The sequence below is a fragment of the Streptomyces tubbatahanensis genome (assembly GCF_022699385.1).
Lineage (GTDB): Bacteria > Actinomycetota > Actinomycetes > Streptomycetales > Streptomycetaceae > Streptomyces > Streptomyces diacarni.
Map to the genome: position 1 here is coordinate 6,427,512 of NZ_CP093846.1, position 22,236 is coordinate 6,449,747.

The window sequence follows — 22,236 nt, forward strand, 5'->3', positions numbered from 1 at the left end:
GTTGGGGGCGGGCGCTCCGCGGGCGGAACGGGCGGGCACAACCGGCCCGCACCCGCCGGGCAACCGCGACCACCAACGCACCGAAGGCGCCGGGGGCAGCGCAAGAAGCGCTCCCCGTGAGCAACGGGGGCGGGAGAGGGGAGCCGCCCGCCACAGGCGCCCCGCACCGCTCAGGCAAGGCACAAGGGAGGACAGCGTGAGCACACCACCGCGCACGGGCCTGTGGCTGATAGGCGCCAGAGGGTCCGTGGCCACCACGACGATCACCGGCGCCGCCGCCCTCGCCGCGAAGCTGGCACCACCCACAGGTCTGGTGACGGAAACACCCCCGTTCGCCGGTGCCTCGCTGCCGCCCCTCGACTCCCTCGTCTTCGGCGGACACGACACGGCCAGCTGCCCCCTTCCCAAGCGCGCCGAGGCCCTCGCCGAGGCGGGCGTCATCCCGCACGGGCTCCCCTCCGCGCTCCACGCCGAACTCGCCGCGGCCGACGCCGCGATCCGCCCCTCCTCGCCCGCTCCGGCGTCCGACCGCAGCGACGAGGACGCCCTCATCGACACGTACGCGCACGACATCACCGACTTCGCCCGCACACACGCCCTCGCCCGCACCGTCGTCGTCAACGTCGCCAGCACGGAACCCCGCCCTGGCACGCCCGAAGAGCCCCTCCCGGCCAGCTCCCTCTACGCCGCCGCGGCGCTCCGTGCCGGGTGCCCGTACGTCAACTTCACGCCGTCCACCGGGCTGCACCATCCCCGCCTCGCCGAGGCCGCGCGCACGGCCGGCGTCCCGTACGCGGGCCGGGACGGCAAGACGGGGCAGACCCTGCTGCGGTCCGTACTGGCCCCGATGTTCGCGCAGCGGGCCCTCGCCGTGCGGGCGTGGTCCGGCAGCAACCTGCTCGGCGGCGGCGACGGCGCGGCCCTCGCGGAACCGGCAGCGGCGGCGGCCAAGAACGCGGGCAAGGAGCGGGTACTCGCCGACAACCTGGGCGCACTCCCCGAGGGAGAGGTGCACATCGACGACGTGCCCGCGCTGGGCGACTGGAAGACGGCCTGGGACCACATCGCCTTCGACGGGTTCCTCGGCTCCCGCATGATCCTCCAGACCATCTGGCAGGGCTGCGACTCGGCCCTCGCCGCACCGCTCGTCCTCGACCTCGCCCGCCTGCTGGCACGCGCCGACGAGCAGCGCCTGACCGGACCCGTCGAGGGCCTGGGCTTCTACTTCAAGGACCCCGACAGCGGGCCCGCCGACCTGCACGGGCAGTGGCGCGCGCTGCTCGGCCTGGCCGGCCGACTCACCCCGGCCTCCGGAGGCGCCGCATGACGGGGCGCGGGCCCGGACGCGTGGCCGCGTGGGCGCAACTCCTGCGTGTCTCCGCACTGTTCACGGTGCCCGGAGACGCACTCGCGGGAGCGGCGGCGACCGGCCGCGTCCCGACGCGGGGCACAGTGCTGGCCGCCGGGTCCTCGCTGTGCCTGTACGAGGCGGGCATGGCGCTCAACGACTGGGCCGACCGGGCCGAGGACGCCCGCGAGCGCCCTGAACGGCCCCTGCCGTCAGGCCGCATCCACCCGGCGGCCGCCCTCGCGGCGGCGGGCGGCCTGACCGCGGCAGGGCTGGCGCTGGCGGCCCGCGCCGGGCGGCTCCCCCTCGCGACCGCGACCGCGCTGGCCGCCACCGTGTGGTCCTACGACCTGCGCCTCAACGGCACCCCCGCCGGGCCCGCGGCCATGGCGACGGCCCGTTTCCTGGACGTCCTGCTGGGAGCGGCGGCGGCCGGCACCGCGGCCCCGCTCCCCTCGGACGGCGCCGCCGCGCCGCGCGCGCGAGAGCACCGCGTACGCGACGCCTCCCGCGCCCGCGACGTGTGGGGCGCGGCGGCGCTCATGGGCGGTCACACCCTCGCCGTGACCGCGGTCTCGCGGCGGGAGACGCGGGGCGGGGCCCCCGGGGTGCCGCTCGCCGCGCTCGGCGCCGTCGGCGCGATCGCCGCGTGCACGGCGCGGCGGCGCACCCCGCCGGCGCTGACGGCGAGCGCCGTGTACGCCGCGACCGCCGCACGGCCGCTCCTGCACGCCGCGCTCAACCCCTCCCCACCGCTGCTCCAGCGGGCGGTGGGCGGCGGCATCCGCGCCATGATCCCGCTCCAGGCCGCGCTCGCGGCCGGCGCCGCGGGTGTTCGTCCCGCCGTGCCGGCGAGCGCCGCGGGAGTCCGGCCCGCCGTGCCGGCCCGCCAGCGGGGCACGGGGCGCGAACTGGCGGCCGTCGCACTGCTCGCGCTGCTGCCCCTCGCCCGCCGCATGTCCCGAAAGGTCAGCCCCACATGACGCAGGCACCGCGGACGCGCCACCCGCAGCAACCGCCGCAGGGCCCGGCGCTGCGCTACGCGTACGGCACCAACGGCCTGGCCGACCTGCGGCTGGAGGACGCGCTGGGCCTCCTCGCGGACCTCGGCTACGCGGGCGTCGGGCTGACGCTCGACCACATGCATCTCGACCCGCTCGCCCCCGACCTGGCGGCCCGTACCGCGCGGGTGGCCAGGGCGCTGGAGCGGTACGGGCTGACCGCCACCGTCGAGACGGGGGCGCGCTACGTGCTCGACCCGCGCCGCAAGCACCACCCGACGCTGCTCGACCCGGACGCCGAGGCCCGTGCCACGCGGACCGGACTGCTGCTCAAGGCCGTACGTGTGGCCGCGGACCTGGGGGCGCACGCCGTGCACTGCTTCAGCGGGAAGCTGCCCGCGGGGACCGCGCCGGAAGAGGGCTGGCGGCGGCTCGGGGAGGGCGTCGGCTCGGTGCTCGACGCCGCGCAGGCCGCGGGGGTCCCGCTCGCGATCGAGCCCGAACCCGGCCACCTCCTCGCCGACCTGGCCGGATTCGACCGGCTGCGCACCGCGTTCGGCAGCCCCGCACTGCTCGGTCTCACCCTCGACATCGGGCACTGCCAGTGCCTGGAGGCCGCACCACCGGACGCCTGCGTACGGGCGGCCGCGCCGTGGCTGCGGCACGTACAGATCGAGGACATGCGGCGCGGCGTGCACGAACACCTGCCGTTCGGCGAGGGGGAGATCGACTTCCCGCCGGTGCTGGCGGCGCTGCGCGAGGTCGGCTACGACGGGCTGGTCACCGTCGAGCTGCCCCGCGACTCGCACACAGGGCCCGAACGGGCCGCCGCGTCACTGGCGTTCCTCACCGCGGCGGAGACCGCCGCCGCCCACACCCCGGCGAAATCCGGCGCCCGCGCCCTGGGCGAGGCCGACGGCTCCGCCGCCCGCACCCCCGACGAGACCGCGGCCGCCGACGCCACGGCGCCACGGCAGGAGGCCGCGCCATGCTGACCCCGCTCGCCTCACTCCGTACCGGTCTCGAACTGCGCCTGACCGCTGAGGCGCGCGCCTGGCTGCACCTGGCGCTGTCCGAGGCGGCCGACGCGGGCGAGGACGGCCCGGGCGGGGGACTGCCCTCCTGGGAGCGGCACTTCGTCACCGCGGGCCGCCGCTGCCACGCCACCGCACCGCAGCCGGGCTCGTCCTCCGACCCCGTCGACACTGTCGATGCCGCCGACGCCGCGCGCGTGCTCATCCTGCACGCCGCCGCGCCCGGCACCGACGCCGTCGCCGCGCTCTACCGGCGCGGCTCGGCCGACGAGCGGCGGGCCGTCCTGCTGGCACTGCCGCACCTGGATCCGCCGCCGGCGACCGAGGCGGCCCTCGACCTGGTGGAGGACGCGCTGCGGACCAACGACACCCGGCTGGTCGCCGCCGCGCTCGGCCCGTACGCCGCCGCGCACCTGGACGCACACCAGTGGCGCCACGGCGTGCTCAAGTGCCTGTTCACCGGCGTACCGCTGGCCGCCGTCGCCGGACTCGGACACCGGGCGGCCGGCGACGGCGAACTCGCCAGGATGCTGGAGGACTACGCCCGCGAGCGCACCGCCGCAGGACGCACCGTGCCCGAGGACCTCGCTCACGCGCTGCGCCTGGCCAGGTTCGACGAGGCCCCGGTCCCACCGGCCCGCCCAGCCCGCCGCCCCCGTCCGCAGGACCGCACCGAGGGGTCCGAGTCGTAGCAAGCCGTGCCGGCCGCCAGCGCGAGGAGCGGCCGCCGAAGCGAGGAGCGTGACGCCCACCATGCCGTCCCCGATCCGCCGCATCTTCGACCCGCACATCCACATGACGTCCCGCACCACCGACGACTACGCCGCGATGTACGACGCCGGGGTCCGCGCCCTGGTCGAACCGTCCTTCTGGCTCGGGCAGCCCCGCACCTCGCCCGCCTCCTTCTACGACTACTTCGACGGGCTGCTGGGCTGGGAGCCCTTCCGCGCGGCCCAGTACGGCATCGCCCACCACTGCACCCTCGCGCTGAACCCCAAGGAGGCCAACGACCCGCGCTGCCTGCCCGTCCTGGACGAGCTGCCCCGCTACCTCCTCAAGGACGGTGTGGTCGCCGTCGGGGAGATCGGCTACGACTCGATGACCCCGGCGGAGGACACCGCGCTGGCGGCCCAGCTGGAGCTCGCCCGCACCCACGAGCTGCCCGCGCTGGTCCACACCCCCCACCGGGACAAGGCGCGGGGACTGGACCGCACGCTCGACGTGCTGCGCGAGTCCGGACTGCCGCCCGCCTTCGTGGTCCTCGACCACCTCAACGAGACGACGGTCGGGCCGGCCGCGGACAGCGGCTGCTGGCTCGGCTTCTCCATCTACCCCGACACCAAGATGGACCCCGACCGCATGGTGCGCATCCTGCGGGTGCACGGCACCGAGCGGGTGCTGGTCAACTCGGCGGCCGACTGGGGCAGGAGCGACCCGCTCAAGACGGCGCACGTCGCCGACGCGATGCTCGCCGCCGGATTCGAGGAGGACGACGTCGACCAGGTGCTGTGGCGCAACCCGGTCGCCTTCTACGGCCAGAGCGGCCGCCTCCGCCTCGACGCGACGGCCCCCGGGGCGCAGCTGTTCGAGGGCAACTCGATCCTGCGCGGCGGAGAGTGAGGAGAGCGCGGCCATGCGATTCCGGCACCCCGACGGCACCACCGTCCACCTCGCCTACTGCACCAACGTCCACGCCGCCGAACAGCTCGACGGCGTCCTCGACCAACTGACCGAGTACGCGGAACCGGTACGGCGCAGGCTCCACCGCGACCGGCTCGGCATCGGCCTGTGGCTGGCCCGCGACGCCGCCCGCACCCTCACCGACGACCCGGCGGCCGTCCGCAGGCTGCGCACCGGGCTGGACCGGGCGGGCCTGGAGGTCGTCACCCTCAACGGCTTCCCCTACCAGGGCTTCGGCGACGAGCACGTCAAGTACCGCGTCTACCGCCCCGACTGGACCGACGACGCACGCCTGGACCACACCACCGACCTCGCCAGGCTGCTGACAGCGCTGCTCCCCGACGACGTGCACGAGGGCAGCATCTCCACGCTGCCGCTCGCCTGGCGCACCGGCTTCGACGCCGAGGCCCGGCACCGCGCACTGACCCGCCTGCACACCCTCGCCGGACGGCTGGACGCGCTGGAGGAGCTGACCGGACGCTCCGTACGCGTCGGCCTGGAGCCCGAACCAGGCTGCACCGTGGAGACGACGGCCGACGCCGTCGAGGCGCTGACCGGAGAGGGCGGACCGCCCCCGCACCGGATCGGCGTCTGCCTGGACACCTGCCATCTGGCCACCGCCTTCGAGGACCCGGCCAAGGCCGTCGCGGCGCTCGGCGAGGCGGGGCTGACCGTCGTCAAGGCGCAGCTGTCGGCCGCCCTGCACGCCGAACACCCTCAGCGGCCCGAGGTGCGCGACGCGCTCGCCGAGTTCGCCGAGCCGCGCTTCTTGCACCAGACCCGCGCTCTCACCCCCGCGGGCACCCTGCGCGCCACCGACGACCTCGACCGGGCGCTCGCCCCCGGCGCCCTGCCCACCGAAGGCCCCTGGCGGTCCCACTTCCACGTGCCTCTGCACGCCCCGCTCGCCGAGCCGCTGCGCGCCACCACCCCCGTGCTCCGCGCCGCCCTCACCCACCTGGTCGGCGGCCCGACACCGCTGACCCGGCACCTGGAGGTGGAGACCTACACCTGGCAGGCCCTGCCGCCCGGGCTGCGCCCCACCACCCGCGCCCAGCTCGCCGACGGCCTCGCCGCCGAGCTGGCCACGGCCCGCGACCTCCTCATCGGCCTCGGCCTCAAGGAGCTGCCGTGAGCACTCTCAAGGAGCTGTCATGAGCACCCCGCTGCTGGTCATCGACGTGGTCGGGCTCACCCCCGCGCTGCTGGAGCGGATGCCGAACCTGCGCGCCCTCGCCCGGGAGGGCGCCTCCACCCCCCTCCGCACCGTGCTCCCCGCCGTCACGTGCGCCGCCCAGTCCACGTTCCTGACCGGCGAACTCCCCACCGGCCACGGCATCGTCGGCAACGGCTGGTACTTCCGCGAACTCGGCGACGTACTGCTGTGGCGGCAGCACAACGCGCTCGTCGGCGGCGAGAAGCTGTGGCACGCGGCCCGGGCACGGCAGCCCGGCTACACGGTGGCCAACATCTGCTGGTGGTACGCGATGGGCGCCGACACCGACTGGACCGTCACCCCGCGCCCCGTCTACTACGCCGACGGCCGCAAGGAACCCGACTGCTACACCCGGCCCCCCGACCTGCACGACGAACTGGTGGCCGAACTGGGCGACTTCCCCCTGTTCACCTTCTGGGGCCCGGGCGCCGACCTGACCTCCTCGCAGTGGATCATCGACGCCACCCGCCACATCCTGCGCACCCGCCGCCCCGACCTGGCCCTCGCCTACGTCCCCCACCTCGACTACGACCTCCAGCGCCACGGCCCCGACGACCCCCGCGCACACCGCGCCGCCGCCGACGTCGACGCCGCCCTCGCCCCCCTGCTGGCCGACGCCCGCGCCGAAGGCCGCACCGTCGTCGTCCTGTCCGAGTACGGCATCACCCCGGTGCGCCGCCACGTCGACATCAACCGCGTACTGCGCCGCGCCGGACTGCTGGAGGTCCACACCCAGGACGGCATGGAGTACCTCGACCCCTGGACGTCGAAGGCCTTCGCCGTCGCCGACCACCAGATCGCCCACGTCTACGTCCGCGACCCCGCCGACCTGCCCGCCACCCGCGAGGCACTGGCAGGCCTGCCGGGCCTGGAGCGGCTGCTGGACGAGACGGGCAAGAAGGAAGCCGGGCTGGACCACCCCCGCTCCGGCGAACTCGTCGCCGTCGCCGAACCCGACGCCTGGTTCACCTACTACTACTGGCTCGACGACCGCCGCGCCCCCGACTTCGCGCAGCTCGTCGAGATCCACCGCAAACCCGGCTACGACCCCGTCGAGCTGTTCATGGACCCGCACGACCCCTACGTCAAGCTGCGCGCCGCCGCCGCGCTGGCCCGCAAGAAGACCGGCATGCGCTACCGCATGGCCGTCGTCCCCCTCGACCCGTCACCGATCCGCGGCAGCCACGGCAGGCTGCCAGAGCGCACCGAGGACGGACCCGTCCTCCTGTGCTCCCGCCCCGACGCACTGGGCGCCGCAGCAGGGGGCCGGCCCTTCCCCGCCACCGACGTCAAACGCCTGCTCCTCGACCTCGCACTGGGAGATGCCTCATGACACACAGATCCGCACAGCCCCAGCACCCCGAGCTCGACCACACCCTGCGCCGCCGCGGCTTCCTCGGCGTCGCGGCCGGCGCCACGGCCGCCACGCTGCTCGGCGCCGGTTCCGCCGCCGCCGAGCCCGCCACCGACCGGCACCCCGCCCCGGGGCACGGCCACGGCCACGGCCACCGGCCGATCGTTCCGCGCGGAAAGCTCGGTATCCAGCTCTACACCGTCCGCGACCAGGTACAGGAACTCGGCTTCGCCACCGTCTTCCGCGAGCTGGAGCGCTACGGCTACGACTCGGTGGAGTTCGCCGGCTACACCCAGGGCACAGGCGACCTCACGCTGCGGCAGCTCAAACGGCTGATGCGGGACCACGGGCTGCGCGGCATCGGCAGCCACGTCGGCTACTACTCGGACAACCCGGACGACTACACCTTCGCCACCCAACTGGAGAAGGTCGTCGACGACGCGGCCGCCCTCGGCCTCCCGCACGTCGGCACGGCCGCCAGCCCCGACCGCTACGGCCGCACCGTCGACGGCTGGAAGCGCGCCGCCGAGGACTTCAACACCTACGGCGCCGCCGCCCGCGCACGCGGCCTGAAGTTCTACCAGCACAACCACCAGATGGAGTTCGGCTTCGCCGAGGACAAGCCCCACGTCCGCCTCTACGACGTCCTCCTCGCCGAGACCGACCCCGAGCTGGTCTACCTGGAGATGGACATCTACTGGGCGTTCGCCGGCCAGTACCGCTTCAGCACACGCGCCGACGGCACCCCGGCTCCCTTCGAACCCCTCGACTACGTGCTGGCCGCCCCGCACCGCTACCCCCTCTTCCACGTCAAGGACGGCGAACACGACGAGGCGTCCGCCGACGGCCTCCACATGGTCGATGTCGGAGACGGCGACCTCGACTACGAGCACTTCGTCGCCACCGTGCTGCGGCGTGGCCGCCACGGGCACGGCCGGGGCGGCCCCCACTGGCTGATGGAGCGCGACGACGCGGTGGACCCGGCCGCCAACCCGGCCGGCTCCCTCACCTCGGCCCGCCGCTCCGCGGCGTACCTGCGCGGAAGGCGGTGACCGGCTCCGGCGACCCGCCGCCCACACCACTCGGGGATGTTTCCCCCTAAAAGGTGCATAACGCTTCTTCCCGCCAGGAAACCCAGGTGAGAAGCACTCCAAACCCTTGGTATCGTTACGGGCGTCGCCACGGCAGCCGAGCTGACGTGGCACAGCCCAGTCCGGGTGGCGGAATGGTAGACGCGCTAGCTTGAGGTGCTAGTGCCCTTTATCGGGCGTGGGGGTTCGAGTCCCCCCTCGGACACAAACCACATCCCCACGGCTTCCTGTACGCCGTGGGGATGTGCTGTTTCCGGCGCCCGGGCCGATCTCCGCCAGGACTGTGCCCTTGTCCGAGGCGTCCGTGCGCTGGAGCCCGAGTTGGCCGTAGCGCTCGGCCTTGTGCGGTGGTGCGGCCTACCGGATCGCGGCTGCGGCCGTGAGGCCGAGGGTCTGAGCCGTGCGGGGAGAAGGGCCTTGCGACCCCGTCGTCGAGCGGTCCGGTCGGCCAGAATATTCTCGACCGAACTACCTGGCCTCGCGAGTCGCGCTCAGCACCTTCGCGCGCTTCATCCGCGATGTGGAATGCCGACCGGACAACAGCGAATGGTGGTTCTGGCCGCGTCCCGCCATCTCGCCGGCAGCTCTTGTCTCGCACGGCTCGAAGTGCCGGGAAGGGCTCACGAAGAGTCGTGTTTCTTCTCCATCTCTTTCGGTTTTCCCAGTCTCCCGGTGATGACCTGGCTGGATTGGCCGGCCCAGGCGCGAACGGCGGTGGACTTGAGGGTCCATGCGCCCCGGCGTCGGAGCCGGCGTCCGCGGCGTGGCATGAGGTCTGGGGGATGTGGCGTAAAAGGCCGGCCCGCCGTGAGCGTGACCCGGCCGAACCCGGCCGCCACCTCTCCACCTCGGCCCGGACCCTGAGGTGTGCCGACCACGGCCTTCGTGGAGGTCGCTGAGCTGTCTGCGGCCACCCGTAGGGCCCCTCCGGTGTCGCCGCTCGAAGGAGTTCGGGGTGCGGCACGGCCTGCTCGGAGCGGATCTCCCGCTTGGCGGGCCGGGATGAGTCACCGCCTGGCGGCGCGCAGGTGGGGGAGGGCGCGGGGCGGACTTCTGCACGTCTGTTGAGCTGACGCGTTGACAGTCCAACGGAAGGATGAGTGCGGTGGCCCGGTTACGTAGGACGTGCACGGGCAGAACAATCCGATCGTTCGATGACACTCGTGCTGCTTGCTGAAAGCATGGCCCGCCTGAAACAAGAAACCAACCCGTAGCGATGAGGGAATAGGTAACACGGAGTCGTACGGCATTCGATGCGCCACCTCTTCAGGTGGGTGCCGATGGAATTTCGTACCCCGGGGTTTTCCCGGAGGGTGAACGATTGCGTATCGAGAGGCACTCGTTCGTCCTGCGGTCTGCGGCTCGGGCCACAGAGAAAGCAATGCGCGAATTCCATCGGCATGGCCGATGCGCGAGTTCAAGCATCATGGGGGAAGCAAGCTGTGGAAATTGACATACTCGGTCCGTTTTCCGTCTCCTGCGAAGGGCATACCGTCGGGGTGCGGGCCAGCAAGGTCCGGGCCATGCTGGCCACCCTGGCCCTGGAGCCGGGGCATGTCGTCTCACACGTGGATCTGGCAGACGAGTTGTGGGCGGGGCATCCGGTGGGGAATCCGCGCAACGCGCTTCAGGCACACGCCACCAGGGTGCGCCGGCTGCTGGGGCATACCGAACAGCACGCCGCAGTCCTGCGCGCGGTTCCGAACGGGTACCTCCTCAACATCTCCCGGGACTGCGTCGACGGAAACAGGTTTCTCGATCACGCGGCCCGTGGAGCCGATGCCCTGCTGGGAGCGCCTGGAACGGCGCTGCGTCACCTGGAATCCGCCCTCGCGCTGTGGCGGGGCCCGGCACTGCTCGATGCGGGAGACGGGCTCCGGTGCCGCAGCGCCGCCACGCTTTTCGAGGAGCGGCGGCTGACGGTGTTCGAGGACCTGGCCAGCGCCCGGCTGATTCTCGGAGACGAGTCGCGGGTGATCGCCGATCTGCGTCAGCTCACAGCTCAGTACCCGTTGCGGGAGCGTTTTTGCGAACTCCTGATGCTGGCGCTGTACCGATCCGGCAGGCAGAGCGACGCGCTGGAACTCTTCCGTCTCACCCAGCGCCGACTCGACGACGAACTGGGCATCCGGCCCGCCGCGCCGTTGCAGCGCCTGCACGCCGAGATCCTCAGCCACGATCCCGCGCTCGCCCGTGCCGGTGCGCGATGGGGCCGGCGCGAGCCTGGGCGCAATGGTCTGCCCCTTGGCTGACGCAGACGATCATCTCGCAACGGAACAGGAGCGCTTCGCATGGACGCGGGACCAGCCACGGCCACCGAGGAGAACCTCCGCAAGCAGCAGAACGAGCCGATTGCCGTGGTGGGCGTCGCGGCGCTGTACCCGGCAGCCCGTGGGGCCACCGACTACTGGCGGCTCCTCACGGAAGGCGACCAGGAGGCCGGGAAGAGACCTGCGCGTACCGAGGCGGCGTCTGAGCCGGAGAAGCAGGGGCTCGGGGACGTCGAGATCGATGTCGCGCGCTTCGGCATACCGCCCGCCCAGGCGGCATCCATGGCGCGCATGCAGCTTCTCATGGTGGAAGCGGCGCGCCAGTGCCTGAGCGACGCCGGGTACGCGCAGCGCCCGCTGCCCTCCGAGCGCACCGATGTGGTGACCGGGACCTGCTTCGGGCTCGACCGGCAGTATGCGAACGCCGCGCGGGTGGAGAGCAGCCGATACGCACGCAGCCTGGAACAGGTGCTCAGCGCTGTCGGTGAAGCGGGCGCGGCGGTGGGCACCGCGGCAGCCGAGGAGTTCCGGACTGCGGCCATGAAGTGCTTCGGTGCCTCGCCCCACGATCGGATAGGGGAAATGGCCAGCACCATTCCCGCGCGGGTGGCGGCCGCGTTCCGCCTGCGTGGACGCACATTGGCCCTGGAGTCCGCCGACGCGACCTCCTACCTGGGAATCGCGCATGCGATGGACAGCTTGCGTGCCGGAGTGAGCGACACCGTCCTGGTCCTCGCCGGCCAGTGCCGCGAGGGGCGCTTGCCCCCGTACGCGCTCGCTGCCAAAGGAGTGCTCCGGGACCAGACGGCCGGCGCGGACCCATCCGTCTCCGCGGCACTCGGCGAAGGCGTCGGAGCTCTGCTGCTCAAACGCCTCTCCTCGGCGTCGCAGGACGGTGACCGCGTCTACGCGAAGCTCCTCGACTGCACTCTGGGCCATGACACACGCCGTGGTGTGTTCCGCTATCCGGCCTCGGCCGACCGGTACCGGCAGGCGGCCGCCGAGAGTTGGCGCCGCGTGGGTCGGTACCACGCCGGGGCCCAGTACCTGGAGTTCACCGGAAACGACCCCCGGTTGGCGGCCGAATCCTGCGCCGGTGCGCGGGACGATGCGGCACCGCCCGTGGCCGTGGGCAGCGTCAAGGACCGACTGGGGCACACCTTCGCGAATATCGGGATGGCTGCCGTGAGCAAAGTCGCCCTGGCACTGCACCACCGGAGGATACCGCCTCTGCGCAGGGGAGCCTGGGGGGAGGACTCCGGGCCCCCGGGCCCGCGGTTCCGTGCCCCCCTCGACACCGAGGAGTGGCGACAGCCCCCGGAGGGCGCACCGCGCCGCGCTGTGGTGAGTGGGGCGTCTCTGACGGGCGCGCTGTGCCACCTGATCATGGAAGAGCACCGGGAGACCGCGGAGCCGGCGGCGGCAGCGGTCGCCGCACCGCCCCCGGCGGCAGCAGTCGCCGCACCGCCCCCGGCGCGGTCCCGGTGGAGGGTGAACGCCGCTGAGCCGATAGCCGTGGTGGGGTTCGGCGGCAGGTTCGCCGACACGGCCGACGCCGGTGCTTTCTGGGACGCGACGCTCTCCGGGCGAGACCGGATCCGACCGGTGCCCGAGACGTTGTTGGAACGCGACCTGTACCACAGCCCGTCCGCCCTCAGCGTCAACCGCAGCTATGCGGAGTACGGGGCACCGATGACCGTGCCCGAGAGCCCTCCCGCGGGGTTGCACATCCCTCCCGCACGCTTCGCGGAACTGGACGCCGCACAACGTGTAGGCCTGGCGGTGGCAGCGGAGCTGTTCGACCGGCCTGGCCTGTCGACCGAGACACTGACCGGAGCCGGGCTGGTGGCTGTGGGAAGCAACCTGGGGCTTTCCAGGGAGCGGCGTTTGAACACCGAACTGTCCATGGACCTGTTCGAGGAGTTGGTGCGGTCGCTCGACACGTTGGCGGGATGGAGCCCCCACGAGAGGGAGCTGCTGCTGAAGTCGCTTCGTGAACTGAACGGTGGCGCACCTCAGCTGGAGTCGCCAGGGGCGCTGGACGGCTGTCTGGCGAGCGGGATCGCCGCCCTCGTCGCCAACGAGTTCGGCATCGCCGCTGTCCCCGTGGCTGTGGAAGCCGCCTGTGCCTCGTCGATGGCGGCCGTGGATCTGGCCGTCAACCGGCTGAGGACCAGAAGCGTGGACTACGCGCTCGCCGGCGGTGTGGAACTCCCCTGCAACGCACGTGACATGGTGCTCTGTTCGGCACTCGGGCTGCTGTCACACGAAAAGATCACTCCGTTCGACGAGTCCGCCGACGGCTTCAGCCCCGGCGACGGCTGTGCGCTCTTTCTGCTGAAGCGGTACGGGGACGCCCGCGAAGACGGCGATCCGATCCACGGCCTGCTGCGCGGTGTGGGCGCCTCGAACGACGCCAAGTCCCTTATCGCCCCGGACGCGGCCGGCCAGGCGCGCGCCATGGAACAGGCCTTCACGCAGGTGGACTACGGGCCCGAGGCCGTGGACTACCTGGAGTCGCACGGAACCGGGACCCGGGTGGGCGACCAGGTGGAGGCCGCCGCCATAAGGCAGGTCTACGCACGGCCCGGCCGAAAGCCCCTGGAGATCGGGTCCGGCAAATCGCTCTTCGGGCACACCTTCGCGGCTGCCGGCGCGGGAGGGCTGCTGCGAGCCCTGCTGGCCATGCGGTCCAAAACCCTGCCGGCGAACGCCAACCTCCATTCCGTGCCTCCCGCACTGGAACTCGAGCGGATACCGGCCCGCATCGCGACGCGCCCGGGTGCCTGGCACACCGACACCGGCCGGCCCCGGCGTGCGGGTGTCAGCTCGTTCGGCACCGGCGGCATCAACTATCACCTGCTGCTTGAGGAGTACATCGACAGCCATGGACTTTGACTTCTCCGCGGAGACGGAAGAAATGCGCGACATGGTCACCCGGTTCGCGCGTCGTGAGCTCGCCGCACCGGCCGCATTCGATGCCGGGGACTTCCGCCGCCGCTGGTCCCGGGCAGGCCGGCAGGGCTTGGTCGGCAGCAGTCTGCCCGTCGCGTACGGAGGGAGCGGACTGGACGCGCTCACGTGTGCGGCCATGATGGAGGCACTCGGGCTCAGCTGCACGGACGTCGGGTTCGCGTTCTCGGTGGCCGCCCACCTGTTCGCCGCGGCCACACCCATCGCCGAGTTCGGCACCGAGGAGCAGAAGAAGCACTGGCTTCCCGCGCTCGGCTCGGGCGAGCAGATCGCGGCACACTGCATCACCGAACCGGATGCCGGTTCGGACGCACTGAGTCTGCGCACCCGTGCCGTCCGGGAGGGCAGTGCCTACCGGATCACGGGAGCGAAGTGCTTCACCACCAACTCCCCGGTGGCGGACGTGTTCGTGGTGCAGGCCGTCACCGACCCGGACGGTGGCTTCTTCGGGTTGAGCACCTTCCTGGTGGAGGCCGGCACACCCGGCCTGACGGTGGGCCGTCGGTACGACAAGGCCGGCTTGCGCGGGTCCCCCATGGCAGATGTCCACCTCGAGGGATGCCTCGTACCGGACACACACCTGCTGGGGGCCGAGGGCTCGGGTGCGGCGGTCTTCTCGTGCTCGATGAAGTGGGAGCGTATCTGCCTGTTCGCCATCTACCTGGGAGCCATGAAGCGGGTGATCGACTCCACTGTCGCGCACGTCCGGGACCGGGAGCAGTTCGGCATGCCGGTGGGTGGCTTCCAGGCCGTGAGCCACCGGGTGGTGGACATGATGGCACGGCACGAATCGGCACGGCTGCTGTTGTACAAGGCTGCCAAGGGGCTGGCTGACGGCGTCGAGGACGAGGTGGCTCCGGCTCTGGCGAAGATCGCCGTGAGTGAGGCGGCGGTGCAGATCGGTCTGGACGCGATCCAGCTGCGCGGCGCTTCGGGGGTACTGGACGGTGAGGCCGAGAGCCTGTTGCGTGACGCCCTGCCGGCCAGGATCTTTTCGGGGACGAACGAGATTCAGAAGAACAACGTGGCCCGTGTGCTCGGTCTCGGTACCCGCCGTCGGGCCGCTGTGAGAAGCCGCTGACTTTGACGCAGGCGAGGTGGGAGAGCGGTCTCGCCAGGAAGAGAATGGAGTACAGCATGGATGTGATCGTGCATCGGATCCGTCTGCGGGACGGCGTGACCCCGGCCAGGTTCGAAACGTGGGTGCGTGAGTCGGACTACGCTGCCTGCCCCCGACTTCCCAGCGTGATCTCCTTCGGCGTACAGCGTGTTCCGGCCGGAGATACCGCGTCCTGCGACTACTTCGAGGTCATCTCGGTACAGAGCCGCGAAGCGTTCCGGAAAGACATGGAAGGGGATGTCTTCCGGAAGCTGGCGGCCGAATTCGACGAACTGGCGCTGGTGGTGGACGAGTTGGCCGGAGAGCGCGTCGGCTGCGGTTACGTGGCGGGATGACGTGGCCGGTGCGGGCCCGCGGCCCCGGGGACGCCCGGGGCGAGGACAGGGGAGGGGCGCGGAATCTCAGCGCTGCGGCACGTTCCGCCCGATCGTGTTGATCAGGCCGGTCTCATAAGCGAGAGCGACCGCCTGGGCCCGTGACCGTACGCTGAGTTTGTGCATCAGATTGTGGACGTGAGAACGAATTGTGGCGCTGGAAACCGACAGTTTCGTGGCGATTTCGTCGTTCACCAGGCCCTGGGCGAGTAGCAACAAGACTTCACTCTCCCGAACCGTCAGTGTATTGCCGGCCGTGGGGGGAACGCAGGGGCGTGCCAGCATTTCGACAGATTTCCGGGCTGCTACCGGAACGACAATTGCGTCGACTCTGATCAGTGTTTCTATGACATGCAGAAGCTCATCGATCGAGCTTTCCACGGACAGTACGGCGCGCACTCCGACTTTTAATGCCTCGAAAGACCGGGGCAGATTCTCCGCCTTGGCGAGCATGAGTACCTTGCCCAGCCGGGCGAGATCGGCAAGCTCCTGCTGGTCGTCCACCGTGAGGGCCGGACTGACCACGACGATCACATCGGGCGGATCCTCCGTCGCGAGCGCGACGACCCGTCGCATCGACATCTCCGCTGTGACCTGCAGGTTGTGCTGGACCAGCAGGGCGTGCAGCCCCTGGCACATGATCAACTTGTCGCAGTAAATCAATATGTCCGTGCTCATGACGCAACCCCCTTGACGCCTTCGGGTCGAGGGGGGTGTCCGTATGGATGAGCTTCCCGCGCGTACCGGGCGGGGGGTCTGGCGCGCTTTCTGCTGACCCAGCGGCCCGTCAGCAATCCCACACTCATAGGTGATCGTCCCCCGTTTCCTGGATTGCGCAACTTTAGCACGTCGGTCAGATGGTATCCAGGAATTCCTATCAGGATGATCCGAATGCTCAATCAACAGAGAATGAGCGTTTTCCCACTCGGCCGTACCGGACGAAACGAGTGCATGGTGCAGCCATCCCGCAGTCGGTGGCCTTCCCCAGTCCTTGGTCCACCGGTGTCCGGCTACGGCCGGGAAACCGGTGCCCGGAACCAGGTCACAGGGGGTCGAGTACCGCGGAGCCCTGCCGCCTGACCGTGGGTGGGCCCTCCACCTCGGGGCTGCCCAGCCGGCTGATGAAGAAGGTGCGGCCCCTCAGGTCCAGACTCTTCTGCAACTCCTGCCGCAGGTCCTCGTGCTGGACGACGACGCTGAGGGGATGCAGGGCGACTCCCGCCTCTGTCGCCGCCAGCCAGTAGTCCGCGAGCCGGGCGCCGCCGGCCAGCATGTCGGCGAGTCCTGGTCGTCGGGCGCCGAAGCCCATGGCCAACAGTCCGGGGGTACTCTCCCGGATGAGCGTCGCCACACCGGCGGCCAGCCTGCGGTGGTATCCGAGGCCGCAGAGGGGCGACAGCACTCCGGGGTTGAGAAGCACCCGCGTGCTCAACTGCCGCAGGGGCGAGAGCGGGCCGAAGAGCTGTGGCAGGGTGAACCCGTCGCCCCGGCTGCGGGCGTGCGCCGCACTCCAGCGGAGGAAGGAGTGGGTCTCCCGCCAGGCTTTGTGATGGCTGAAGTCCCGCCCGGCGTGTTGTGCGCAGAAGTCCGCGAAGGCGCGGACGAGATGAGGCTGGGTGACGTGCTGTGTGGTCACGGTACCGGCGGGCGCCTCGCCGGGGCCTTCAAAGGGGCGCTCCAGGACCGTGAGGACAGCCGGGTCCAGGGGCTCGCTCCGGTAGGGCCCGCGACAGGTACGGCGGTTGTGTACCGAGCCGTGCAGTTCCGCGAGGCTCTCCTGACACGTCGCGGTCCGGCGCAGTGCTCCGATGCACAGCAACGACCATCGGTGGGGCCAGCCGTGTACAGGAGCGGTCTCGAACGACGGTGTGCGTGTGCGGGTGGCGTGCCAGCCCTGTGCTGCGAGCCCGCGCAGCAGTATGCGCCAGTAAGCACCGCAACTGACCCGCATCTCGGTCGCGTGCGCGGGCAGAGCCGAGAGTTCGCGCTCGTGGTCGAGGGCGAGCGCCACGTACTCCTCGTCCGGCCGGGGCTCGACGCCGAGCACATGCCCCGCAGCCGCCCGTGCGCGCGTGCCGGCCAGCCGCACGATCCCCCATGGCTGGCAGTTGTGCGACGAGGGCGCGTGCGCGGCCAGCGCGGTCGCGGCGGTCAGCGCGGCACCGAACTCCTCCTCCGCGCCGTGCTCCTTGATGTCCGTCGGCTGCATCCGTCCTCCCTCAGGATTCCTATGCGCTGACCACGGCCAGGTAATAGCCGTCGATCTCCAGTGCCCAGCTCTCCCTGAGCCCGTTGCCGGAAGCCGGGGCGTGGCGCAACAGGTCCGGCCCGGCACGCCAGGTGAACCGGCCGTCCGGGGCCCACCCGGTCAGTTGTACTTCGCCGGCGTCGACCCGGAGCCCGAATCCGTAGTGTTTCAGCACGGCCTCCTTACAGGCCCAGCGCAACGGCAGCGGCATCCGGACCAGCAGTGGGTGGCAGGAACCTGTGCGGCCGGGTGCGCCTTCGGCACGCAGGAGGCGGGCCAGCAGCGGCGGTACCGCACGCTGGTGCTCCAGATCGAGCCCCACCGCGTGCGGTCCGCAGGCCGCCACCGCCAGGTCGGCCGAATGGGAGAGCCCCACCTCCACCGGCGCGTTGACAACAGGTTTGCCCGCCCGGATGCCACCGGCGACGGTGTCGACGTCTATGGCGCGGCCATGAACGACGCTGCCCCAGTGACGCAGGTGGTAGGCGCGGACACTGTGCTTGACGGCCAGTCGTCCCGCGAGCCATTCGCACCGTCGGCGTGCTCGCGGGATCGCGGCGGCGTGCGCGGCCTCCCGCGGGGTCAGATGCCGGTCGGACAGTCCTCGGAGCACCTCGTCGCCCGCCCCCCGCAGCCGGGCGATGGACACCACCGCGAGTGTCAGGCGGGGTGCGAAGTGGTGGATGCGCAGTGGCAGGCGGGGGTCCAGGGCGAGCGAAGGTCCTATGCCGTCGAGGGCGCGGTACCGGCTCACCGGTCGACATCGGGAGGCAACAGGTACGGATACGGGCGGCGCAGCACGCGATGCCAGAAGCGGTCGGCTTTGCGCAGCCGCTGGATGAGGGCCCAGGAGCGTGCGTCGGCCCGGTAGTACCCGGCTACTTCCTTCTCGGTGAGCGGTGTCGCGAGCCGCGCGTTGGCCTGTTCCACAAAGCCCGGTATGAGTTCGGCCAAGCGCTCTTTGTGCAGGTTGCCCAGGAAGTCGAGCACCACGCCGCGTGTCGTGTAGAACTTGTCGAAGATGGACTTGGCAGTGGCTGTTCTGACCAGATCCCGCACCAGCCAGGGAAGCGAGGCGAAGAAGAGCCGCGTGTCCAGGAGCTCCTTGCCCGCCGCGTCCCGCATGAGCGGTGAGGTCACATCGATGTAGAGCAGTTCGCCGTCGAGGTCGACCCAGTTCGACGCCTGCGCGTCGAGCCCGAGAGTGGGCGACACGGCTCCCTCGACCTGGTCGAGGAACCGGGCGAAGAAGCTCTCTGCCCATGCCTGCCCCTCGCTGTGCAGCAAAGACGAGCACAACCGCTTGCGTGGAAGGGTCTCTTGGACGCAATAGCCCGTGATCCGGCCCGCCTCGGTTTGTTCGTGCCAGAGCTGGGTCTCCGCGACGCGGATGCCGCCCTCACGCAGCCGGCGCAAGTAGGTTCCGAGAACCTGCTCGTAAGCGAGGTACCGGTATCGGTCGGGGAAGACGGGGAGCCGCTTGCAGGCGAACGAACCCTGCTGGGTGGCCAACTCCAGGACCAGGGCCACTTCGCCGTGGCCCAGGAGCGGCAAGGCGGTGTCGTCGGAGTCGCGGAGTGCCGTGCGCACGCGTGTCTCCAGCGCCCGCAGATCGCTGTCGGGGACCGTGAACGTCATGAGGCGCCACTTCCTTACGGCGGGACTTCTTCCGCCCTGTCGACTTCAGTTGCCGGGCGTGAAGACCAGGACCGCGTTCTGGCCCCCGAAGCCGAACGAGTTGCTCATGGCTGCCTCGATCTTCTCCTCGCGGGGCCGGCCGGTGACGACATCCAGTTCCAGTGCCGGGTCCTGACGTTCGAGATTGGCAGTCGGCGGGATCGTGGACCGTTCGAGGGCGAGCACCGTCAGGGCCGCCTCGATCGCTCCCGCCGCGCCGAGGGTGTGGCCGAGCACTCCCTTGGTGGAGGTCACCGCCGCGCCGTCGCCGATGACCCGACGCAGCATCCGTGCCTCGACGGCGTCGTTGAGCGGGGTGGAGGTGCCGTGGGCATTGACGTGTCCGATCTCGCCGGCACCGACGCCCGCCTGTGCCAGTGCGTCCTCGACCGCCCGCGTCACGCCGGCCCCCTCAGGTTCGGGTGCGGTGATGTGGTGAGCGTCGGCGGAGGCGCCGTACCCGGCCAGCCTGGCCCGGATCCGGGCACCGCGGGCCGATGCGTCGGCTTCCCGCTCCAGGACGAGGACACCGCTGCCCTCCCCGATGACAAACCCGTCCCGGTCCTGGTCGAAGGGGCGTGAGGCGGCTTCCGGCTCGTCCACCCTGCGCGAGAGCGCACCCATCTGGTTGAAGCCGGTGACCATGAGCGGGGTGACGTTCGCTTCGGTGCCCCCCGCGAGGACGACATCGCAGGAGCCGTCGCGCAGGAGGCTCGCGGCGGTGCCGATGGCCGTGCCGCCGGACGCGCAGGCGGTCGCGGTCACGAAGTTCGGCCCGGTGGCACGCAGGTCGATGGCCAGATGGCCTGCGACCATGTTCGGCACCAACATCGGCAGCAGCAGCGCCGAGACCGACGCGGGGCCGTTCTCCAGCAGGCGCCGGTGCTGCGTCTCCATCGTCCCGATACCGCCGAGCCCGCATCCGACCACGACGCCGACTCGGGCGCCGTCCCAGGTCTCAGGGTCCAGGCCGCAGTCCGCGACCGCCTCGCGCGCGGCGACGATGGCCAGTTGGATGAAGCGGTCGTGCATCAGGGGGCTGCGCCTGCCCACGTGCCGGGCCGGGTCCAGGCCCGGAACCGTGCACGAGATGTCGACGGGGAGTCCTTGGAGGCGGGGGTCTCGAGCCGCCGCGGAGCGTCCCTCGCACACACCCCGCCAGGTCTCTTCCGCCCCGATGCCGGAGGCAGTGATCAGACCCAGGCCGGTGACGGCGACGGGCGCGGAGGCTGTCACTGGGCCGTGGCCTTGGTCCGGCCCTCCAGCAAGTGCGCCACGTGTCCGATGGTGTCGGTCAGGGTGGCAGCGTCGTCTTCGAGCTTGACGTCGAATTCCGACTGGATCACCAGAAGGAATTCAACGAGGAAGAGCGAGTCCATCTTCAGGTCCTCGAAAGTCGCTTCCGGGGTGATCGTCCCGCGGTCGACGGCGAAGTGATTTCCGAGTATGTCGACCAGCTTCTCGTACATGGCGCTCATACCTGTGATCTTCCCTTCCGGAGAACGGTTCGGCCCACTCGTGTCGCGGCTTTTCCTGGAAGACGAGGTCGTGCTCATCGGTGCCCCACCGCCTGGGCAGCGACGTATGGGATGGCGCCGACTATGGAGGTCGTGGCTGACGGCGCGCTGACCGATGCCTGACGGTCACGGGGGTCAGTAATCGGTCAGCGCCGCGTCAGCCGCGCCCCGTACGTTGCCCAGCGACCCGAGCCCACGGGCTGTCATCCACGGGGAGGAGCACACGGTGGTTCCCTGCCGACGCCGTACGACCCGGCCGCACTCGGTGTCCCGGGCGGCGGCCCCTGGCCGCATCCGTCTGACGGGCGGTATCCGATGAGCCGCGCGGCTGTGCTGGCCGGAATCGGAGCCTGCCTGCCGCCTCGGCTGGTCACCAACGCGGAGCTCGCGGCACGGCTGGACAGTTCCGACGAATGGGTGCGCTCGCGGACCGGGATCGCCCAGCGCTACGTGGCTGACTCCTCCGTGCGCACCTCCGACCTGGCGGTCGGCGCCGGCTCCCGGGCGCTGAAGTCCTCGGGGCACCCGCACGTCGACGCCGTGGTCGTGGCGACCACCACGCCGGACCGCCCTTGCCCGGCCACCGCGCCGACCGTGGCCGGCAAGCTGGGACTGGGGCACGCTGCCGCGTTCGACGTATCCGCCGTCTGCTCCGGATTCCTCTACGGCCTTGCCTCCGCCGCCGGCTTGATCGCGGGTGGCATCGCCGAGCGCGTGCTGGTCATCGGAGCGGAGACCTTCTCCCGCCTCCTCAACCCTGCCGACCGTTCCACCTCGGTGATCTTCGGGGACGGAGCCGGTGCCGCGGTGCTGCGTGCGGGCAGCAGCACGGAGGAGGGTGCGCTGGGCCCGTTCGACCTGGGCAGCGACGGTGACGGGGTGGACCTGATCACCGTACCGGCCGGCGGGCCCCCGCCGGAGGGCGGTTGGCCTGTCCCGGTGCCCGACGACTACTACTTCACGATGCAGGGCAAGCGGGTCTTCTGGCTGGCAGTCCAGCGTATGGGGCAAAGCGCGCAGACGGTGCTGGACCGCGCCGGGTGGCGGGTCGACGAGGTGGACCATCTCGTCGCTCACCAGGCGAATCACCGCATCACCCGGCGGCTGGCCGACGAGATCGGCCTGCCGAGCGAGCGGGCGGTCAGCAACATCGCCGAGGTCGGTAACACGGCCGCGGCCTCCATTCCCCTCGCGCTCGTTCATGCCCACGCCGCAGGGACGCTGAGGCCCGGCGACCGGGTGCTGCTGACGGCGTTCGGCGGTGGTCTCACGTGGGGCGCGACGACGCTCATCTGGCCTGCCGTCGACCCGAGCTGACCCCACGCGTCGTGAG

The 22,236-nt window shown here is 71.3% G+C and carries 19 protein-coding genes and 1 tRNA gene; 14 read left to right on the plus strand and 6 right to left on the minus strand.

Features of this window, described 5'->3' with window-relative positions; all coding sequences use genetic code 11:
• Nucleotides 1-196: 196 nt before the first annotated feature.
• The 13 genes from MMF93_RS27555 (at nucleotide 197) to MMF93_RS27615 (ending at nucleotide 15,422) form a co-directional block, all read left to right on the plus strand.
• A complete protein-coding gene (locus MMF93_RS27555; RefSeq protein WP_242755684.1) occupies nucleotides 197-1,327 on the plus strand; it encodes an inositol-3-phosphate synthase in 1,131 nt (376 codons plus the stop codon).
• Entirely contained in the window at nucleotides 1,324-2,331 is a 1,008-nt protein-coding gene (locus tag MMF93_RS27560; RefSeq protein ID WP_242755685.1) for an SCO3242 family prenyltransferase, read from the plus strand. Before MMF93_RS27555 ends, MMF93_RS27560 begins: the two co-directional genes overlap by 4 nt.
• Complete coding sequence (locus MMF93_RS27565) at nucleotides 2,328-3,344, plus strand: sugar phosphate isomerase/epimerase family protein (protein ID WP_242755686.1); 1,017 nt, start codon at nucleotides 2,328-2,330, stop codon at nucleotides 3,342-3,344. Before MMF93_RS27560 ends, MMF93_RS27565 begins: the two co-directional genes overlap by 4 nt.
• Nucleotides 3,338-4,075 carry an EboA domain-containing protein gene (locus MMF93_RS27570; RefSeq protein ID WP_242755687.1) on the plus strand — a complete coding sequence of 246 codons (738 nt, stop codon included), beginning with the start codon at nucleotides 3,338-3,340 and terminating at the stop codon, nucleotides 4,073-4,075. Before MMF93_RS27565 ends, MMF93_RS27570 begins: the two co-directional genes overlap by 7 nt.
• 61 nt (nucleotides 4,076-4,136) lie before the next feature.
• Nucleotides 4,137-5,003 (plus strand): TatD family hydrolase, encoded by an 867-nt coding sequence (locus MMF93_RS27575; protein WP_242755688.1) that lies wholly within the window; start codon nucleotides 4,137-4,139, stop codon nucleotides 5,001-5,003.
• 13 nt (nucleotides 5,004-5,016) lie between these two features.
• Complete coding sequence (eboE, locus tag MMF93_RS27580) at nucleotides 5,017-6,198, plus strand: metabolite traffic protein EboE (RefSeq protein ID WP_242755689.1); 1,182 nt, start codon at nucleotides 5,017-5,019, stop codon at nucleotides 6,196-6,198.
• Between the two features lie 19 nt (nucleotides 6,199-6,217).
• Nucleotides 6,218-7,612 carry an alkaline phosphatase family protein gene (locus tag MMF93_RS27585; protein WP_242755690.1) on the plus strand — a complete coding sequence of 465 codons (1,395 nt, stop codon included), beginning with the start codon at nucleotides 6,218-6,220 and terminating at the stop codon, nucleotides 7,610-7,612.
• On the plus strand, nucleotides 7,609-8,685 hold the full coding sequence (locus MMF93_RS27590; protein ID WP_242755691.1) for a sugar phosphate isomerase/epimerase family protein: 1,077 nt from the start codon (nucleotides 7,609-7,611) through the stop codon (nucleotides 8,683-8,685). Before MMF93_RS27585 ends, MMF93_RS27590 begins: the two co-directional genes overlap by 4 nt.
• Before the next feature lie 159 nt (nucleotides 8,686-8,844).
• Nucleotides 8,845-8,929: transfer RNA gene (locus tag MMF93_RS27595), tRNA-Leu, on the plus strand.
• Between the two features lie 1,237 nt (nucleotides 8,930-10,166).
• The gene (locus MMF93_RS27600) at nucleotides 10,167-10,976 is read left to right on the plus strand and encodes an AfsR/SARP family transcriptional regulator (protein WP_242755692.1); all 810 of its coding nucleotides are present in this window, start codon (nucleotides 10,167-10,169) and stop codon (nucleotides 10,974-10,976) included.
• Nucleotides 10,977-11,015: 39 nt separating this feature from the next.
• On the plus strand, nucleotides 11,016-13,892 hold the full coding sequence (locus MMF93_RS27605) for a beta-ketoacyl [acyl carrier protein] synthase domain-containing protein (protein WP_242755693.1): 2,877 nt from the start codon (nucleotides 11,016-11,018) through the stop codon (nucleotides 13,890-13,892).
• Nucleotides 13,882-15,048: an L-prolyl-[peptidyl-carrier protein] dehydrogenase gene (gene redW, locus MMF93_RS27610; protein ID WP_242755694.1), complete on the plus strand. Its 1,167-nt coding sequence runs from the start codon at nucleotides 13,882-13,884 to the stop codon at nucleotides 15,046-15,048. The genes MMF93_RS27605 and redW overlap by 11 nt, the downstream gene beginning before the upstream one ends.
• 56 nt (nucleotides 15,049-15,104) lie before the next feature.
• Nucleotides 15,105-15,422: a RedY protein gene (locus MMF93_RS27615; protein ID WP_242755695.1), complete on the plus strand. Its 318-nt coding sequence runs from the start codon at nucleotides 15,105-15,107 to the stop codon at nucleotides 15,420-15,422.
• A gap of 66 nt (nucleotides 15,423-15,488) precedes the next feature.
• On the opposite strand, the gene MMF93_RS27620 is transcribed toward MMF93_RS27615, so the two are convergent.
• The 6 genes from MMF93_RS27620 to MMF93_RS27645 all read right to left on the minus strand — a co-directional run bounded on the left by MMF93_RS27620 (nucleotide 15,489) and on the right by MMF93_RS27645 (nucleotide 20,864).
• Nucleotides 15,489-16,139, minus strand: coding sequence for a helix-turn-helix transcriptional regulator (locus MMF93_RS27620; RefSeq protein ID WP_242755696.1), 651 nt, complete (start codon nucleotides 16,137-16,139; stop codon nucleotides 15,489-15,491).
• Between the two features lie 364 nt (nucleotides 16,140-16,503).
• Nucleotides 16,504-17,670: a nitroreductase family protein gene (locus MMF93_RS27625; RefSeq protein WP_242755697.1), complete on the minus strand. Its 1,167-nt coding sequence runs from the start codon at nucleotides 17,668-17,670 to the stop codon at nucleotides 16,504-16,506.
• Nucleotides 17,671-17,689: 19 nt separating this feature from the next.
• Nucleotides 17,690-18,463, minus strand: a complete 774-nt coding sequence (locus tag MMF93_RS27630) for a 4'-phosphopantetheinyl transferase family protein (RefSeq protein ID WP_242755699.1) — start codon at nucleotides 18,461-18,463, stop codon at nucleotides 17,690-17,692.
• Entirely contained in the window at nucleotides 18,460-19,347 is an 888-nt protein-coding gene (locus MMF93_RS27635; protein WP_242755701.1) for a DUF6206 family protein, read from the minus strand. Before MMF93_RS27635 ends, MMF93_RS27630 begins: the two co-directional genes overlap by 4 nt.
• A gap of 45 nt (nucleotides 19,348-19,392) precedes the next feature.
• On the minus strand, nucleotides 19,393-20,622 hold the full coding sequence (locus MMF93_RS27640) for a beta-ketoacyl-[acyl-carrier-protein] synthase family protein (RefSeq protein WP_242755703.1): 1,230 nt from the start codon (nucleotides 20,620-20,622) through the stop codon (nucleotides 19,393-19,395).
• On the minus strand, nucleotides 20,619-20,864 hold the full coding sequence (locus MMF93_RS27645; protein ID WP_242755704.1) for an acyl carrier protein: 246 nt from the start codon (nucleotides 20,862-20,864) through the stop codon (nucleotides 20,619-20,621). Before MMF93_RS27645 ends, MMF93_RS27640 begins: the two co-directional genes overlap by 4 nt.
• A gap of 354 nt (nucleotides 20,865-21,218) precedes the next feature.
• Here MMF93_RS27645 and MMF93_RS27650 point away from each other — a divergent pair, with 354 nt between their 5' ends.
• On the plus strand, nucleotides 21,219-22,220 hold the full coding sequence (locus tag MMF93_RS27650) for a beta-ketoacyl-ACP synthase III (protein ID WP_242755705.1): 1,002 nt from the start codon (nucleotides 21,219-21,221) through the stop codon (nucleotides 22,218-22,220).
• The last annotated feature ends 16 nt before the right edge of the window (nucleotides 22,221-22,236 follow it).

What these genes read in the sequence shown, in the direction of transcription:
- eboE (WP_242755689.1), top strand. Translation starts at nt 5,017, where the DNA reads ATGCGATTCCGGCACCCCGACGGCACCACCGTCCACCTCGCCTACTGC.
- MMF93_RS27560 (WP_242755685.1), top strand. Translation starts at nt 1,324, where the DNA reads ATGACGGGGCGCGGGCCCGGACGCGTGGCCGCGTGGGCGCAACTCCTG.
- MMF93_RS27575 (WP_242755688.1), top strand. Translation starts at nt 4,137, where the DNA reads ATGCCGTCCCCGATCCGCCGCATCTTCGACCCGCACATCCACATGACG.
- MMF93_RS27625 (WP_242755697.1), bottom strand. Translation starts at nt 17,670, where the DNA reads ATGCAGCCGACGGACATCAAGGAGCACGGCGCGGAGGAGGAGTTCGGT.
- MMF93_RS27650 (WP_242755705.1), top strand. Translation starts at nt 21,219, where the DNA reads ATGAGCCGCGCGGCTGTGCTGGCCGGAATCGGAGCCTGCCTGCCGCCT.
- MMF93_RS27635 (WP_242755701.1), bottom strand. Translation starts at nt 19,347, where the DNA reads ATGACGTTCACGGTCCCCGACAGCGATCTGCGGGCGCTGGAGACACGC.
- MMF93_RS27620 (WP_242755696.1), bottom strand. Translation starts at nt 16,139, where the DNA reads ATGAGCACGGACATATTGATTTACTGCGACAAGTTGATCATGTGCCAG.
- MMF93_RS27570 (WP_242755687.1), top strand. Translation starts at nt 3,338, where the DNA reads ATGCTGACCCCGCTCGCCTCACTCCGTACCGGTCTCGAACTGCGCCTG.
- MMF93_RS27605 (WP_242755693.1), top strand. Translation starts at nt 11,016, where the DNA reads ATGGACGCGGGACCAGCCACGGCCACCGAGGAGAACCTCCGCAAGCAG.
- MMF93_RS27615 (WP_242755695.1), top strand. Translation starts at nt 15,105, where the DNA reads ATGGATGTGATCGTGCATCGGATCCGTCTGCGGGACGGCGTGACCCCG.
- MMF93_RS27565 (WP_242755686.1), top strand. Translation starts at nt 2,328, where the DNA reads ATGACGCAGGCACCGCGGACGCGCCACCCGCAGCAACCGCCGCAGGGC.
- MMF93_RS27585 (WP_242755690.1), top strand. Translation starts at nt 6,218, where the DNA reads ATGAGCACCCCGCTGCTGGTCATCGACGTGGTCGGGCTCACCCCCGCG.
- MMF93_RS27590 (WP_242755691.1), top strand. Translation starts at nt 7,609, where the DNA reads ATGACACACAGATCCGCACAGCCCCAGCACCCCGAGCTCGACCACACC.
- MMF93_RS27645 (WP_242755704.1), bottom strand. Translation starts at nt 20,864, where the DNA reads ATGAGCGCCATGTACGAGAAGCTGGTCGACATACTCGGAAATCACTTC.
- redW (WP_242755694.1), top strand. Translation starts at nt 13,882, where the DNA reads ATGGACTTTGACTTCTCCGCGGAGACGGAAGAAATGCGCGACATGGTC.